Origin of the sequence: Bradyrhizobium zhengyangense (assembly GCF_022012435.1) — a bacterium.
Lineage (GTDB): Bacteria > Pseudomonadota > Alphaproteobacteria > Rhizobiales > Xanthobacteraceae > Bradyrhizobium > Bradyrhizobium zhengyangense.
This window is the reverse complement of sequence record NZ_JAKLUA010000015.1, coordinates 81,400-97,357: the sequence shown is the minus strand read 5'-3', so window position 1 is coordinate 97,357 and position 15,958 is coordinate 81,400. Positions and strand designations below refer to the sequence as shown.

13 protein-coding genes are annotated in these 15,958 nt (G+C 66.0%); 10 read left to right on the top strand and 3 right to left on the bottom strand.

Annotated features, from left to right (window positions below):
- Position 1: 1 nt before the first annotated feature.
- Genes L6637_RS32415 through L6637_RS32405 form a run of 3 tightly spaced genes read right to left on the bottom strand, consistent with a single transcriptional unit; the run spans position 2 to position 5,803 of the window.
- Complete coding sequence (locus tag L6637_RS32415) at positions 2-2,839, bottom strand: 4Fe-4S dicluster domain-containing protein (RefSeq protein WP_237873103.1); 2,838 nt, start codon at positions 2,837-2,839, stop codon at positions 2-4.
- On the bottom strand, positions 2,827-3,480 hold the full coding sequence (locus L6637_RS32410; protein WP_128962265.1) for a cytochrome c3 family protein: 654 nt from the start codon (positions 3,478-3,480) through the stop codon (positions 2,827-2,829). Before L6637_RS32410 ends, L6637_RS32415 begins: the two co-directional genes overlap by 13 nt.
- 28 nt (positions 3,481-3,508) lie before the next feature.
- Entirely contained in the window at positions 3,509-5,803 is a 2,295-nt protein-coding gene (locus tag L6637_RS32405; RefSeq protein WP_237873168.1) for an FdhF/YdeP family oxidoreductase, read from the bottom strand.
- Between the two features lie 398 nt (positions 5,804-6,201).
- Here L6637_RS32405 and fdhD point away from each other — a divergent pair, with 398 nt between their 5' ends.
- From fdhD to L6637_RS32355, 10 genes are all read left to right on the top strand, one after another.
- Positions 6,202-7,041, top strand: coding sequence for a formate dehydrogenase accessory sulfurtransferase FdhD (fdhD, locus tag L6637_RS32400; protein WP_237873102.1), 840 nt, complete (start codon positions 6,202-6,204; stop codon positions 7,039-7,041).
- Positions 7,042-7,154: 113 nt separating this feature from the next.
- Entirely contained in the window at positions 7,155-7,535 is a 381-nt protein-coding gene (locus L6637_RS32395; protein WP_128962263.1) for a hypothetical protein, read from the top strand.
- A gap of 133 nt (positions 7,536-7,668) precedes the next feature.
- Positions 7,669-8,469: a Crp/Fnr family transcriptional regulator gene (locus L6637_RS32390; RefSeq protein ID WP_237873101.1), complete on the top strand. Its 801-nt coding sequence runs from the start codon at positions 7,669-7,671 to the stop codon at positions 8,467-8,469.
- Between the two features lie 57 nt (positions 8,470-8,526).
- The gene (locus L6637_RS32385) at positions 8,527-9,246 is read left to right on the top strand and encodes a DUF4396 domain-containing protein (protein WP_237873100.1); all 720 of its coding nucleotides are present in this window, start codon (positions 8,527-8,529) and stop codon (positions 9,244-9,246) included.
- Positions 9,247-9,339: 93 nt separating this feature from the next.
- Entirely contained in the window at positions 9,340-11,115 is a 1,776-nt protein-coding gene (locus L6637_RS32380) for a thiamine pyrophosphate-requiring protein (RefSeq protein ID WP_237873099.1), read from the top strand.
- On the top strand, positions 11,112-12,227 hold the full coding sequence (locus L6637_RS32375; RefSeq protein ID WP_237873098.1) for an enolase C-terminal domain-like protein: 1,116 nt from the start codon (positions 11,112-11,114) through the stop codon (positions 12,225-12,227). Before L6637_RS32380 ends, L6637_RS32375 begins: the two co-directional genes overlap by 4 nt.
- Positions 12,224-13,207: a hypothetical protein gene (locus L6637_RS32370; protein WP_237873097.1), complete on the top strand. Its 984-nt coding sequence runs from the start codon at positions 12,224-12,226 to the stop codon at positions 13,205-13,207. Before L6637_RS32375 ends, L6637_RS32370 begins: the two co-directional genes overlap by 4 nt.
- On the top strand, positions 13,200-13,859 hold the full coding sequence (locus L6637_RS32365) for a gluconate 2-dehydrogenase subunit 3 family protein (protein WP_128962258.1): 660 nt from the start codon (positions 13,200-13,202) through the stop codon (positions 13,857-13,859). Before L6637_RS32370 ends, L6637_RS32365 begins: the two co-directional genes overlap by 8 nt.
- On the top strand, positions 13,849-15,537 hold the full coding sequence (locus tag L6637_RS32360; protein WP_237873096.1) for a GMC family oxidoreductase: 1,689 nt from the start codon (positions 13,849-13,851) through the stop codon (positions 15,535-15,537). Before L6637_RS32365 ends, L6637_RS32360 begins: the two co-directional genes overlap by 11 nt.
- The gene (locus L6637_RS32355; RefSeq protein WP_128962256.1) at positions 15,515-15,958 is read left to right on the top strand and encodes a PPC domain-containing DNA-binding protein; all 444 of its coding nucleotides are present in this window, start codon (positions 15,515-15,517) and stop codon (positions 15,956-15,958) included. The genes L6637_RS32360 and L6637_RS32355 overlap by 23 nt, the downstream gene beginning before the upstream one ends.

The window sequence follows — 15,958 nt, the reverse complement described above, 5'->3', positions numbered from 1 at the left end:
TCTACTCCTCCGCGGGATTGCGCAGGTCGGCCAGATAAGTGGTCCGCGGCCGCGTGCCGAGATGCCCGAGCAGGGCATAGTGGCGCGGATCGGCCTTATCGCGATTGATCTCGGCATCGGTGTGGTTGAGGTCGCCAAAGCTGATGGCGCGCGTTGGGCAGGCGTTCTGGCAGGCGGTGCGCACCTCGTCCGGACCGAGCGTGCGATTCTCGCGCTCCGCGCTGCGCCGCGCGCCGCTGATCCGCTGGACGCAATACGTGCACTTTTCCATCACGCCACGGGCGCGAACGGTCACCTCCGGATTTTTTTGCCCGCGATAGGAGTCCGCGCCGAGATTAGCGTATTCCTCGCCGTCGGCGTAGCCGAAGAAATTGAAGCGACGGACCTTGTACGGGCAGTTCGCTTCGCAGAAGCGGGTGCCGATGCAGCGATTGTAGATTTGCCCGTTCAGGCCTTCATGGTCGTGCACGGACGCCGCGACCGGACAGACCGGTTCGCACGGCGCATGCTCGCAATGCATGCAGGGTACCGGCTGGAAGCCGAGCGGCCTCCCGTTCGCCATGCCATGATCGTAGGCATCGACGCGCATCCAGTGCATGTCGCGCCCCATCGCGATCTGCTCCGGTCCGACGACGGGAACGTTGTTCTCAGCCTGGCACGACACCACGCAGGCGTTGCAGCCGATGCAGACCGACGTATCGATCACCATCGCCCAGGCATGACCATCGCTCGACTGGATGGTCCGCGGCATCAGGCTCGGCGTGTCGTCCAAGGCTGCCGCGGCCGGCGTATGGCCGAGCTGGTACAGCGGATAGAGTTCGCGGACATCGTTCGGCGTCCGCACCACGTTTTGCGTGGTTAGGATCGGCTCCCGGCGTCCGCTTCGCGTGACCGAGACGCTTGGAATGCGCCAGCGATGCTCTCCGGTTCGCAGCGCATAGGCATTTGCGCCGACGCCGTCACCGATTGCGCCCGCCTTGTGCCGGCCCGCGCCGATCGTGAGCGTGCCGACCCCGGCTGCGGTCCCGGGCTCGGTCAGAACCGGCACGTCGAGCGTTCGATCGCCGGCACCGATCGTGACGATATCGCCGGAGGCGACGCCGAGTCTCGTCGCGTCGTCGGGATGCAGCGCGAGCGCATTGCCCCAGACCTGCTTGGTCAGCGGCTTGGGGCACTCCTGCAGCCACGCATTGTTGGCGAAGGAGCCGTCCCACAGGCAGGGATCGGGGCGCAGGATGAGAGTGATGCCGTCGGCATGCGTGTCCTGTGCTTCGCCGCCCGGCATCGGCGGTAGTTGCGGCGCAGCCACGGCGACGGCGGCGGCGCCGGGCCCGGCGATGACGCCGTCGTGCAGCGCCTGCTTCCACCACGCCTCGAAATCGCCGGTGGCCGCGCTTTGCCAGGTCTGCCGCACCAGGTCGTAGGCGCTCGCATCCTGCTCCCCGGCGAGCCAGGCCAGCAGCTCGTGGACGCCGTAGCTGCAGTAGAGCGGCCGGATCAGCGGCTGGACGATGCTCGCAGTGCCGTCGCTGGCGCGCAGATCCGACCAGGCTTCGAGCGCATGATGCTGCGGAACATGCCAGGTTGCGAGTGCCGCCGTCTCGTCGACATACTCGCCCATATGCAAACGGAACGGCGCCTGCTGCAGCCGCGCCCCGAATTGCAGATCGGCCGGCGCGTCATAAACAGGGTTCGCGCCGACGATGACAAGCTGGCGCACGCGCCCCGCCGCGAGATCGCCGGCGAGCTGTTCGAGGGTGGCGGCCTGCTGGCCCGACGGCGTGCGATCGATCGGCTCGATGAGACGGACTGGTGCATCGATCTGCGCGTTGATCCAGTGAACCAGCGCATGGATCTCCTTCGACAGCGTCGGTCCCGCCATGACGAGCGCTGCGCCCTTGTGGGCGCTGAGGTCCGTCGACATCTTGCGCAGCAGCGCGCGCTCGCGCTCGGGGAGCTCCGTTGCCCCTCGAGCTTCACCGAGCTCCCCCGCCAGACTCATCGCGAAGCGTTCGATGGCCTCGGGTCGCAGTGCCAGCCGCTGGTCGGCCTTGGCGCCTGTCAGCGTGAAGCCGCTTTCGAGGCAATAGAGACGCGAGAAGCTGTTGGCATCGCTTCGGCCTTCGGCGAAGCCGCGGCCGTGCCGGATCTGGTCGGGCCCGTGCCCGATCGGATCGGCATCCAGCGCAACGATCACGCGCGCCTTGGCGAGGTCGGCTACGCCGCGAAGCGGCCGGCCATGCGCGAGCTGGCTTCCCTGGCGCGCGTTGTCGTCGTCGGTCGGGTCGTAGGCGTGCCACGCCGCGGCGGGGAACGCCTGGAGCAGGGCATCGATCTGGCGGAGCGCGGTCGGCGATGTGGTGCGGCCGGTCAATAGCCGCAGGCCGTCGCCCTGACGATTGCGGGCGTCGGCGAGCTGGCTTGCCAGCGCACCTTGCAGCGCTTCGCGCGACGCAATGGCGCCGTCATGAAGGATGGTGCGCGAGCGGTCCGGATCGTAGAGCGACAGCACCGCGGCCTCGGCGAACACGTCGGTGGCGCCGAGACTGCCGGGATGGCGCGGATTGCCTTCCACCTTGATCGGCCGTCCGTCGATCGCGGTGACGATGACGCCGCGCCCTAGTCCGGCAAGTCCGAGCGTCGTCGCGAATTTCAGCGGCTCGCCGGGAACGATCCGCTCCGGCATCCGGATATAGGGGAGGATCTGCTGGTCCGGCTTGCTGCAGGCCGCGAGGCTGCTGGCCATGCTGGTCGCGAGCAGGCTGAGGGCCTGGCGCCGGTTGAGCTTGCTGCGCCGCGCCGGTTCGGGCCGCGTCGGCAGTTCGGTCAGCGGTGGCATATCGTGCAGTCCGTCAGATGGTCTGTGTGGATGTGATAGGTGGCGGCGAGCCTCGCGCCGGCCTCGGCCTGGTCCTTCGGGGCGTGCCAGTTGGGGTCGAACACCGCCTCGGTGGGACGCAAATGCGGCGCGGGGTTGCGATGGCAGTCGAGGCACCATTGCATCGTCAGCGGCGCCGCTTGCCGCATCAGCCGCATCTGTCCGACCTCGCCATGGCAGGTCGTGCAGCCGACGCCCTTGGCGACGTGAACCGAATGATCGAAATAGACGTAGTCCGGCAGCCGATGGACGCGCGTCCATGCGATCGGCTGGCCTTTGGCGAGGCTCTCGCGCACCGGCGCCAGCATCCGCGCGTTGGTCCAGATCTGCGAATGGCAGGTCATGCAGGTCTCGGTCGGCGGCATGCCGGCAAAGCGCGCCTTCTCGACCGAGGTGTGACAGTAGCGGCAGTCGAGCCCGAGCCCTGAGACATGATGCTCGTGGCTGAACGGCACGGGCTGGTTCCGCGTGACGTTCTGGTCGGTCGCATAGGGCGAGCGCATCAATTGATAGGACAGGCCGACGGCCAGCACCGGAGTCGCTCCAATCGCCGCGATCACCAGCATGGCGATCGTGTTCGCGCCGGGACGAAAAAGCTGCATCCGTCGGCCCCCTGCCGTAGCCGTGCCGTCACGCGCGAATGCGAACCGGGACCGATTTTGCCGCCGGCGTCTTGGAGTGCTTGTCGTGGTGCGACAGCGGGATCAGCGGATTCATTTCCGGGTAGTAGGCGCCGACGCAGCCGTCCGGCAGCTTGAACGGGGTCACCTTGAGCGGTCCCACTTCGCGCGCGACGCCGTCCTCGGCGTCGCTGACCAGCGAGACCATCTGGCCGTCCTGCAGGCCGGCGCGCGCGATCTCGTCCGGATTCATCAGCAGCACGTCCCGCGTACCCTCGATGCCGCGCAGGCGGTCGCTGTAGCCGTAGATGGTCGTGTTGAACTGGTCGTTGCTGCGCATGGTCAGCAGCCGGTAGCGGCCGGGCGCATCGGAAAAGCCGGTCGAGGTCAGCGTGTCCGGCACGGTGAACTCGGCCTTGCCGCTTTCGGTCTTCCAGATCCGTTCGCGGGCCGAGTTGCCGCGGTAGAAGCCGCCCGGCGTGAACATCCGCGCGTTGAAATCGTGGAATTCGTCCGGATAGGTTTCGGCGATCTCGTTGCGGATCAGGTCATAATTGCCGACCCACGCATCCCAGGTCAGCTTCGGGTAGGGCCGCAGCGTCGCCTTGGCAAGACCCGCCACGATCGCGACCTCGGATCTGAGATGCTCGCTCGCCGGTTTGCGCAGCCCGATCGAGCCCTGGATGCAGCTGAACGTGTCCTCCATGGTGACGGCCTGCTGCCCGCTCGCCTGGACGTCTTCCTCGGTGCGGCCGAGGCAAGGCAGCAGATAGGCGGCCTTGCCATGGATCAGGTGGCTGCGGTTGAGCTTGGTCGCGATCTGCACCGTCAGCTCGAGGTCGCGCCAGGCCTGCTCCATCTTGGCGCGTTCGGGAATCGCACGCACGAAGTTGCCGCCCAATCCGACGAAGGCCTTGACCTTGCCGGCGAGCACACCCTCGCAGGTCTCCACCGTGTTCATGCCCTTGTCGCGCGGCGGCTCGAACCCGAACTGCTTGGCGTATTTGTCGAGCGGAACCAGTTCGGGCTTTTCCGAGATGCCGACCGTGCGCTGGCCCTGCACGTTCGAATGCCCGCGCACCGGCGAGATCCCGGTGCCGTCGCGGCCGATATTGCCTTTCAGCAGCAGCATGTTGACCAGCATGGCGACGTTCTGGAAGCCGTGCACGTGCTGGGTCAGCCCCATGCCGTAGATCCCGATGACGCGGTCGGCCTCGACATAGACCTGGGCGGCACCTTCGATGACCTCCCGGCTGAGACCGGAGGCAGTTTCGATCTCGCTCCACGGAGTTGCCCGGACCTTGGCCTCGAACGCCTCGAAGCCCTGGGTGTGCTGTTCGACGAAGGGCGCATCGATGACGCGTTTTCCCTGCTGTTTGGCCGCATCGTCGGCGGCGAAGACGTGCTTGCAGATGCCGACGATGACCGCGATATCGCCGCCGACTTTCACCTGGTGATACTGGCTGCTGATCTGGGTGCTGTGACCCGTCAGCATTTCGGTCGGGCTTTGCGGATTGACGAAGAACTCCAGGCCCTTCTCGCGAACCGGATTGAAGGTGATGATCTGCACCCCGCGCTTGGCCGCGTCCTGCAGCGGATGCAGGAAGCGCGGGCTGTTCGATCCGGTGTTCTGTCCGAAGAAGAACATCGCATTGCAATTGCTAAGGTCGTCGAACACGACGGTCCCGACCCCGGCGCCGATCAGCTTCTTGAGCGCGACCGACGTCGTCTCGTGGCACATGTTCGAACTGTCCGGCAGGTTGTTGTTGCCGTAGACGCGCGCGAACAGGGCGTAGAGATAGGATGTCTCCAGGCTGGCGCGGCCCGACGAGTAGAACACCACCGACTTGGGATCGAGCGCCTTCAATTGCGTCCCGATCGCCTGAGAGGCTTCCTCCCAGGAGCAGGCGACGTATTTGTCGGTCGCGCTGTCGTAGCGCAGCGGATGCGTCAGCCGGCCCTGCTGCTCGAGGTCGTAATCGCTCCAGGCGAGCAGGTCGCTCACCGTGTGTTCGGCAAAGAAGTCCGGCGTGCAGCGGCGTGAGGTCAATTCCCAGAGCGTCGCCTTGGCGCCATTCTCGCAGAATTCGAATGCGTGATAGTCCGCCGGCTTGGCCCAGGAGCAGGACACGCACATGAAGCCCTTCGGCTTGTTCTGCCGGCGAAGCGTATCCAGTGCGGTCGGCGAATCCCATTCCTTGCCGAAGATCCGCGCGATTCCCTTGAGAGACCCCCAGCCGCCAGCCGGGCCGTCATATTCGACCGTTTCCGTTGCGTCGTTACCAGCTTCGTTGGATTGCACCATGGTCATGCTTCTCGTCGGGAAGTCGTCAGCCGCTTCGCCAACGTATGTTGATGGCTGCGGTTCCTCGGCATGAACTTTCTCTGGCGAGGCCGCGCGAGGACAAAATCCTCAATGCGGTCATAGAGATCGTTCGGATCAAGGGAAATTCGTCGGCGTGCCGGAACGAAAGTTTGCGCGCTGCCGTACGTTGATACGCGCCTGCAGCCGGCGGGCTGCGCCGATCATTCGTTCAGATGGCGCGAGCAGGGGAACCGCACGGAACCTGTGCCGCGCGGCAACGTTCTTCATGCGTGTCAGCGCGTCGCTGTCAAGCGACGTGAGCGGCTGCTCGATACAGATGAGCTTTGCCTGACACGGAAATGGGCCGGCGCACCGAGACGCCAGTGTTGGAGCGCGCCATGGACGATCGCTGTAGCCTCGACAAGCCCGAGCTGGTGTGGCGCGGGCGCGAGCCTGTGGCGTCGTCGCGCAGCGTCGCCGAGGAGCGGCCGGTCGCCCTCACGTTCAACGGATCGACTTACGCGGTGATGATGGCCTCGCCCGCCGATCTCCTGGATTTCGGCATCGGCTTCTGCCTGAACGAAGGCCTGGTGGAGACGGCGCGCGACATCCTCAGCATCGAAACCGTCGACCTCGCGCTCGGTTGCGAGGTGCGGATCTGGCTCGCGGAGGCCCATGCCGAACGTCTCGCCAAAAGGCGGCGCGCGATGGCGGGGCCGGTCGGTTGCGGCCTGTGCGGGATCGAAAGTCTCGAGCAGGCCTGCCCGCCGCCGGCGCGCGTTGCAGCCCCCGCCAAATTCCGTCCCGGTGATATTCTGAGGGCAATGGGCGCGTTGCGGCCGCTGCAGCGGCATCACCAGGCGACGGGTGCGATGCATGCCGCGGCGTTTTGGGACGGCAACGCAATCCGTATGGTGAGAGAAGATGTCGGGCGTCACAACGCGCTGGACAAGCTCGCCGGCGCGATCGCACGAGCCGGGCTGACGACCTCGCGCGGTGCCGTCCTGATGACCAGCCGGGTCTCCGTCGAACTGGTGCAGAAGGCCGCGCGCATTGGTGTGCCTCTTCTCGTTGCGGTATCGGCACCGACGTCGCTGGCGATCGAGACCGCCGAGCGCGCCGGCCTCACCTTGATCGGGATCGCGCGCGACGATGGCTACGAGATATTCAGCCACGCCGGCCGCTTGAAGTTCGAAGCAACGGAGCCTAGGGCCGAGCTCGAACGGCTTGCCCGCTGAACACCATTCGTTCGGTCTCGTACCGACTTCGCGGCTCGACCGATCTCGCAAGCGGAACGACCGAGGCGCATCGGCGCTATTGCTGGCATCCCATCCACAACAAGGAGACAGCGATGAAAACGACGCTTCTGGCGACCTTCCTGCTCACCGCAGCCGTATCCAGCCCGGTGCTTGCTCAAACGTCCACCAACTCGACGAATGTTTCGCAATCCACCGCGAGTTCGAACCAGAACCAGGCGATCGAGAAGATCCAGGACGACTTGAAGAAGGCCGGCTTCACCGACATCAAAGTCGTCGCCGAGTCCTTTGTCGTGCAAGCCAAGACCAAGGACGGTAATCCCATGGTCATGACCATCGGCCCTCACGGCATGTCTGTGTTCGAAGCGATGAACACGACCACGACGGGGTCGGGCTCCGCGAATACCCACAGCACGACCGGCTCCAGCACCTCGAACAACGGCAATACCTCGAGCAGCGGTACGGCTTCGAAATAGAGCCGGCGCGCCGGGCGCATGTCGCGGCGTTGTGAGGGCCGCCTTGGCAGCCCGAGGGAACCCGCCCCAGGTGGCTGCGTACTCTCCTTAGTCCCTCGTGGCGAACCGTCGCGGGGACCGGGGAGCAGCGACGATGCAGGACGGTCAGGCGGCAAGTTTGCTTTCAGGGTCGACCGAGGCCCTGGAAGTCAGGCCGCGTGCCGCCCAGAACCGGCTGCTGAGGTGCATCCCGGATGGCGAATTGACATTGCTTCGTTCGATCGCGACCGAGGTTGAGCTGAAGCCGCGTCAGGTCCTGCATCACTGGCGATTGCCGATGGACCACGTCTACTTCGTGGAGCGAGGCTTGATATCCGTGTCCGCGAAGGTCGAAGCCAATCGGTTCGTCGAAGCCTGGCTGGTCGGCTCCGAAGGCATGATCGGCGCGCCCTGCGTTTTGGCGCCGGAGGATCCGACGCCGCCGCACCGGCGCATCGTGCAGGTCGCCGGAACGGCGCTGCGCATTCCGGCGCAGACATTCGTTGCGGCGCTCGACGACCTCACCGTGCTCCGCAGCGTGATCCTGCGCTACGTCAACCTCGTCCTGTTCCAGACCTCGCAGATCGGCGCCTGCAACGCGCTGCATTCGGTGAAGCAGCGGCTCTGCCGCTGGCTCCTCGTCGCGGCGGCGGCGATGGACTCGGACGATCTGCCGATCACGCATGCGGTGCTGGCGCAGCTCCTTGGGATACGCCGGGCCAGCGTCAGCGAGTGTCTCGAGAGCTTCGAGCAGGCCGGGATCATCCGCAACGCCCGCGCCGCGATCCGCCTGACCAACCGCAGCGGCCTTCAGCATGTCGCGTGTTCGTGCTCCGGACTGATCCAGCGCGAATACGACCGGCAAATCGGCCGATTGATCGTACCCTCCGGCGTCCGACACCCGGATGGAAGCTGAACCGGCGGACGCTGAAAGGACCGCGGCCAGCGCTCCCTCCGAACAAGAAGGACGACCATGATCCCCGACTGGCTTCACGTCGTGACGCAGGTCTGCCTGCTCGCCGGGATCGCCTGCGCGATCGTCATCGCGGTCGACCTCGCGCGCCATCCCCAGCGCATGTGGATCATGAACGTGGTCTGGCCGGTGAACGCTCTGTTCGGTACCGTACTGACGTTGTGGTTGTACTATCGCTTCGGACGGCTCGCATCGCGCGTCGTAGACGATAGGATGCGCGGCGACAAAGGACGAAAGACGCCGTTTCCCGTCATGGTCGCCAAGGGCGCCATGCATTGCGGGGCCGGCTGCACATTGGGAGATCTCATTGCGGAAGGCCTTGCGCTGGTATTTCCGGTGATTGCGATCTGGGCGGGATGGAAGAGCCTGTTCACGGAGAAGATCTACGCGATCTGGGTGGTGGATTTCGTGTTCGCTTTCGTGATCGGCGTCGCCTTCCAGTACTTCACGATCAAGCCGTTGCGAGACCTCTCGCCGGGTGAAGGAATCGTTCAGGCGGTGAAGGCCGACGCGCTGTCCCTCACGGCCTGGCAAGTCGGTATGTACGGCTTCATGGCCGTCGCGCAGTTCGCGATCTTCCGGCACGCTTTCGGCGCGAAGCTCGATCCCGTCATGCCCGAGTTCTGGTTCATGATGCAGATTGCGATGCTCGCAGGATTTGCCACGAGCTATCCCGTGAACTGGTGGCTCATCGCGACCGGCGTCAAGGAGCGCATGTAGCGGCGCGCTGCAGCTTAAAACGCGTTCACGTTGCAACGTTCATCGTCACGCGACGTTTAAAGCGCGTAGGTCGGCTGATCTGGAGCACATGTCATGAATGTCAGCGAGTTCGTATGGCATCGCCTGTCCGAGTGGGGCTTGAACCGCGTCTATGGTTATCCCGGTGACGGCGTGGGCGGGCTCGATGTCGCGCTCGAGCGGGCCGGCGACAAGATGGAATATGTCCAGGTCAGGCACGAGGAAATGGCAGCGTTCATGGCCTCGGCGCATGCCAAGTTCACCGGCCAGGTCGGCCTCTGCTACGCGACTTCAGGGCCTGGCGCGATCCACCTCCTGAACGGGCTCTATGATGCGAAGATGGATCATGTCCCCGTGGTGGCGCTGGTCGGCCAGCAGGCCCGCAGCGGCCTTGGGGCCAGCTATCAGCAGGAAGTCGACCTGCAGTCGCTGTTCACCGACGTGACCGAATATGTCGCGCTGGCGAGCGTGCCGGAGCAGGTGCGCCATCTGATCGATCGCGCAGTCCGCATCGCGCACGTCAAGCGCGCTGTCACCTGCGTGATCCTGCCCAACGATCTGCAGGAACTCGACTACAAGGACCCGCCGATGGCGCATGGCGCGACGCACACCGGCATCGGCTACGCCGGGCCGGCGAAGCTGCCCGACGAAAGCCTGCTTCGCGCCGCCGCCGACGTGCTCAACGGCGGCGAGAAGGTCGCCATGCTGGTCGGAGCGGGCGCATTGGATGCCACCGACGAGGTCTTGGCGGTCGCCGAGCGCCTGCAGGCCGGCGTCGCCAAGGCGCTGCTCGGCAAGGCGGCGCTGCCCGACGACCTGCCCTTCGTCACCGGCTCGATCGGCCTGCTCGGCACCAAGCCAAGCTGGGACTTGATGAAGAACTGCGACACGTTCCTGATGGTCGGATCATCGTTTCCCTACAGCGAATTCCTGCCGAAGCCCGGGGATGCGCGCGGCGTGCAGATCGACATCGACGGCAGCCGGCTGAGCCTTCGCTATCCGATGGAGGTCAACATGGTCGGCGACAGCGCGACCACGTTGCGCGCCTTGCTGCCGCTGCTCAGCCAGAAGAAGGAGTCCGCGTGGCGGCGTGGCATCGAAAGCGGCCTGAAGGACTGGTGGCAGACGCTGGAGGCGCGCGCGATGACCTCGGCCGAGCCGCTCAATCCGCAGCGCGTGTTCTGGGAGCTGTCGCCGCGGCTGCCGGACAACGCGATCATCACGGCGGATTCGGGATCCGTCGCGAATTGGTACGCACGCGATCTGAAGATGCGGCTCGGCATGAAGGCCTCGTTGTCGGGCGGGCTGGCCTCGCTCGGCGCGGGCACGCCCTATGCGGTTGCCGGCAAGATGGCCTACCCGGACCGCACCGTGATCGCCTGCATGGGCGACGGCGCCATGCAGATGAACGGCCTCAACGTGATGATCACGATCTCCAAATATTGGCGGAAGTGGTCGAACCCGCGCCTGATCGTGCTCGTGCTCAACAATCGCGATCTCAACCAGGTCACCTGGGAGGAGCGGGTCCAGCTCGGCGTCGGCAAGACCGAATCCACCCAGAGCATTCCCGACTTTCCCTACCACCGCTATGCCGAGTTGATCGGGCTGAAGGGTATCTTCGTCGATCATCCGGATCGCGTCGGCGCGGCGTGGGACGAGGCGCTGGCGGCGGACCGGCCTGTGATCCTGGAGGCCTACACCGATCCCAACGTGCCGCCCTTGCCGCCGCACATCACGCTCAAGGACGCCAAGAACTTCGTCAGCATGATTCCCTCCGAGCCTGAACTCGGCAGTGTCCTCAAGAACAGTGCCAAGGAGCTGCTGGCGAACGTCCTGCCCGGAAAGGAATGATCGTGTTGTCCGGCGCTCGCATCGACGGCGTCCGTGCCATGGCCTTCAGGATTCCGACCGACAGGCCTGAAGCGGATGGGACCATCAGCTGGGATTCGACGACGCTCGTCCTCGTCGAGGTGTCCGGCGGCGGTCGGATCGGCTTGGGCTACACCTACGCGAGCGCATCGCTGGTCGGTCTGATCAAGGGCAAGCTCGCCTCCGTCGTGACCGGCCTCGACGCCCTGCATCCGCCGGCCGTCTACGCGGCGATGATGAGTTCGGTCCGCAATCTCGGCCAGAAGGGGCTCGCGGCGACGGCAATCTCGGCGCTCGACAGCGCGATCCACGATCTGAAGGCCCGCCTGCTTCATCTGCCGTTGTTCGTGCTGCTGGGCGGCCTGCGCGATTCGGTGCCCATCTATGGAAGCGGCGGCTTCACCTCCTGTTCCAACGAGGAGCTTTGCCAGCAACTGGCCGGATGGGTCGCGCGCGATGGCTGCGCCTTCGTCAAGATGAAGGTCGGATCGAATCCTGCGGAAGATCCGGAACGCGTCCGCCTCGCCCGCGCCGCGATCGGCCAACGCGCGGCCTTGTTCGTCGACGCCAACGGCGCCTATGGCGTACGGCAGGCGCTGCAGCAAGCATCTCTGTTCGCCGAGCAGGAGGTTGCCTGGTTCGAAGAACCGGTCTCTTCCGACGACCTCGCCGGGCTTCATGACGTTCGCCGACGCGCGCCGGTTGGAATGGACATTGCGGCCGGCGAGTATTCCTACACGATCGACGATGTGCGGGGCATGTTGCAGGCCAGGGCCGTCGATGTGCAGCAGGCCGACGTGACCCGCTGCGGCGGCATCACCGCGTTCCTGCGGATCGCGGCGCTGTGCGAGGCGTTTCACGTCGACCTGTCTGGACACTGTGCGCCGGCGCTGCATCTTCACGTCGCCTGCGCCGCGGCGCGCCTGCGCCATCTCGAATGGTTTCACGATCACGTCCGCATCGAACACATGCTGTTCGATGGTGCACCGGTGCCGGCCGCCGGCCGCATCCGCCCCGATCCGTCGCGGCCTGGAAACGGCCTGACCTTTAAACACAAGGATGCGGCGCGCTATGCGGTGTCGGAGGCGGCATGACCGAGTTCGATACCGATCGCGGATCCCTCAACGCGGGCCTGGCTATCGCGGGTCTGTTAGCCGGCTCGGTGTTGCTGCTCGCGGCCGGCCGCGCGCCTGCAAACGGACATCGGAACGGACGCGCCGCAGCGCTGCCTCCGCGGCGCAGCTCGCGGAAACGCCCGACCGTCGTTGCCGCGCGGCGCCTGAACCGTGCGGCCGGCGTTCTCGCCGCTTCGGTGCTCGCCGACAGCAGTGTCGAGCACTACCGGGGCTCGTTCAAGAACAAGGCGATGTACACGCCGCTGATCGTCTCGGCATCGACTCTCGCCACCAGCCTGCACGGCACCGCCGACGCGCGACCGGCCGCCCATTGGTTCAGGGATGCGACCTACTTGACGGCCGCGGTGAGCGGCCTGATCGGGACCGGCTTCCACATCTACAACGTCGGCAAGAAGGTGGGCGGGTTCAGCTGGCAGAATTTCTTCTACGGCGCGCCGATTGGCGCGCCCATGGCGATTCTGCTGTCCGGCCTGCTCGGCTTCTGCTCGGAGCGCGTGCGCGAGAGCAGGAAAGGGACGCGGCCCGAGATTTTCCAATTGCCGGCCGGACGAACCATGGCAGCGGTGATTGGCGCGGGCCTGCTCGGCACCAGCGGCGAGGCGGGCCTGCTGCATTTCCGCGGCGCCTTCCACAACCCGTTCATGCTGCTGCCGGTGACGCTGCCGCCGCTGGGTGCGGCGCTGCTCGGCCGGGCTGCGCTAGCCGGTCCAGGGCAGCAGCATCGCGCGACGCGCTGGTGGATGCGCGTGCTGGCGGCGATGGGATTTGCCGGCGTTGGATTGCATGCCTACGGCGTGTCTCGCAACATGGGCGGCTGGCGCAACTGGAGCCAGAACATCCTCAACGGGCCGCCGCTTCCGGCGCCACCGAGCTTCGCCGGCCTCGCGCTCGCCGGCCTTGCTGCGCTCGAACTCATGGAGGACCATCCCGATGCATGATCGCGGCCGCCCCGAACCTCGTTATCCCGGCTACGATGTGCTGACCAAGCGTCAGGGACCGTCCTGGAATGAGCAGACCCGCCGCGTCGTGTCGCAGCGCCTTGCCGTGCCTGCAGAACCGAGATTCTTCACGCCGGACGAATTTCGCACCGTCGCTTCTGTGGCCGCGCGGATCGTTCCGCAGCCCGACGGGCGTCCGCCCGTTCCGGTCGCGGCGCTGATCGACGAGAAGCTGTTTCGTGGCGCCTCGGACGGTTATCGGCCGGAGGGCATGCCGCGCGAGCGCGAGGCGTGGCGGCAGGGATTGCAGGCGCTCGATGCGGAGGCGAAGGCGGCCTATGGCGCGGCGTTCCACGCCATCGGCGCAGCACGGCAGGATGGTCTCCTGGCCCGCATGCAGAGCGGCGACATGACTTCCCCGGCCTGGGGCCGCATGTCGCCTCAAGACTTCTTCAAGCGGCGCATGGCGCGCGACGTCGTGCTGGCCTATTACGCGCATCCGACCGCCTGGAGCGAGATCGGCTGGGGCGGGCCGGCAAGCCCGCGCGGCTATGTGCGCCTCGATTTCGATGAGCGCGATCCCTGGGAGGCGGCGGAAGCCGGAAGCGGCGATGCCGTGGAGGTGCGCCGGATCAATCGCCATGTCGGATAATCCGCAGCACACCCCGCGGGCGCGGCGCGGACGGGCGCCGGACGTGTTCCGGCCCGGCGGCTGGGTGCCGATGCGCGAGTATGGGGAAGACGAGACGGTCGATTTTGCCATCGTCGGGACCGGGGCAGGCGGCGGCACGCTCGCCTGCAAGCTGGCGGAATACGGCTTCTCCGTCGTCGCGTTCGACGCTGGCCCGTATTTCCGCCCGCTGGAGGATTTCGCGTCCGACGAGTCCGAGCAGACCAAACTGTACTGGACCGACGACCGCATCGTCGACGGCGCCAATCCGCTCCAGCTCGGCAGCAACAACAGCGGCAAGGCGGTCGGCGGCTCGACCGTCCATTTCGCGATGGTGTCGCTGCGCTTTCGCCCCGAATGGTTCAAGTCGCGCAGCCTGCTCGGCTATGGTGCGGACTGGCCGCTCGACTGGCGCGAGATGTGGAACTATTACCGCGAGGTCGAGCAGGCGCTGAAGATCGCCGGGCCCGTCAACTATCCCTGGGGCCCGCCGCGGCCGCGCTATCCCTATCGTGCGCATCCGCTGAACGCCGCGGCGCGCGTGCTCGCCAAGGGCTGCGAGGCGCTGGGCATCGGCTGGACGGAAACGCCGCTGGCTACGCTGTCGGCGCCGCGCGGGCTGGCTCATCCTTGCGTTTATCGCGGCTTCTGCGTCGCCGGCTGCTCGACCAACGCCAAGCAGAGCGCGCTGGTGACATGGATCCCGCGCGCACTGGCGGCCGGCGCCGAGATCCGCGATCTCGCGATGGTCGGCCGGGTCGAGGTCGATGCGGCCGGGCGCGCGACCGGCGTGCACTTCCATCGTGATGGCACCTGGCATTTCCAGCGGGCGCGGCATGTCGTCGTCGCGGGCTACGCGATCGAGACGCCGCGGCTGCTGCTGAATTCGACCAACGGACAATTCCCGGACGGTCTCGCCAACAGCTCCGGCCTGGTCGGCGAGAATTTGATGGCGCAGTCGAACCAGGCCGTCTGGGGCCTGATGGACCAGGAGATCCGATCTTACAAGGGGCCGCCCTCGCTCGCGATCACCGAGCACTGGAACTACGAGGACAAGGGCAAGGACTTCTTCGGCGGCTACAGCTACATGAGCCAGGGTCCGCTGCCCCAGCTCTGGGCCAACACGCAGATGGCCGCGCGCGGCCTCTGGGGTGCGCGTTTGATGTCCGACATGCAGAACTACAACCATGTCGCGGGGCTGAAGATCGTCGGCGAAATGCTGCCGCAGGAGAACAACCGGGTCACGCTCGCCGATGAGGTCGATCAATTCGGGCTGAGGATTCCGAGGGTCACCTATTCCTGGTGCGACAATGACAAGCGCCTGATCGCTCATGCTTTGAAGTTCATGACGCAGGCTCTGGAGGAGGCCGATGCACGCGACATCTGGACCCAGGAAGACGACACCTGCCATCTCAACGGAACGGCGCGGATGGGCAGCGATCCCGCGCGCAGCGTCGTGAACGCGGATTGCCGGAGCTGGGATATCCCCAACCTCTGGATCTGCGACGGTTCGGTGTTCCCAACCGTCGGCGGCGCCAACCCGTCACTGACGATCCAGGCCATCGCCTGCCGGACCGCAGATCGCATCCGGGATCTGGCCGGACGGGGAGAGTTGGATCAACCTGCAAGGAGACGCTATGCAGCACAAACTGCTCAATGACGGGCATAGTCAACGCACATTCGCGGTGGTGCTGGACACCGGCGATGATGTGCTGAAATCCCTGCAGGGCTTCATCGAAGATCAGCGCATCGCATCCGCGCAGTTCACGGCGATCGGCGCCCTCAGCGATGTGGTGATTAAATATTTCGATTGGGACACGAAGGCCTATCGCGACATCGAGGTTCGCGAGCAGATCGAGGTCGCGTCGCTGGTCGGCGACGTGGCCACCGCACCGTCGGGCAAGCCCGCCCTGCACGCCCACATCGTCGTCGGAAAGCGCGACGGCACGGCCATGGCCGGGCATCTCGGCACGGCCCATGTGCGGCCGACCCTCGAGATCATCCTGACCGAGAGCCCCGCGCATTTGCAGAAGCAGATGGACCCAACCACCGGGCTCGCCCTTATCCGCATGGAGCAGTGA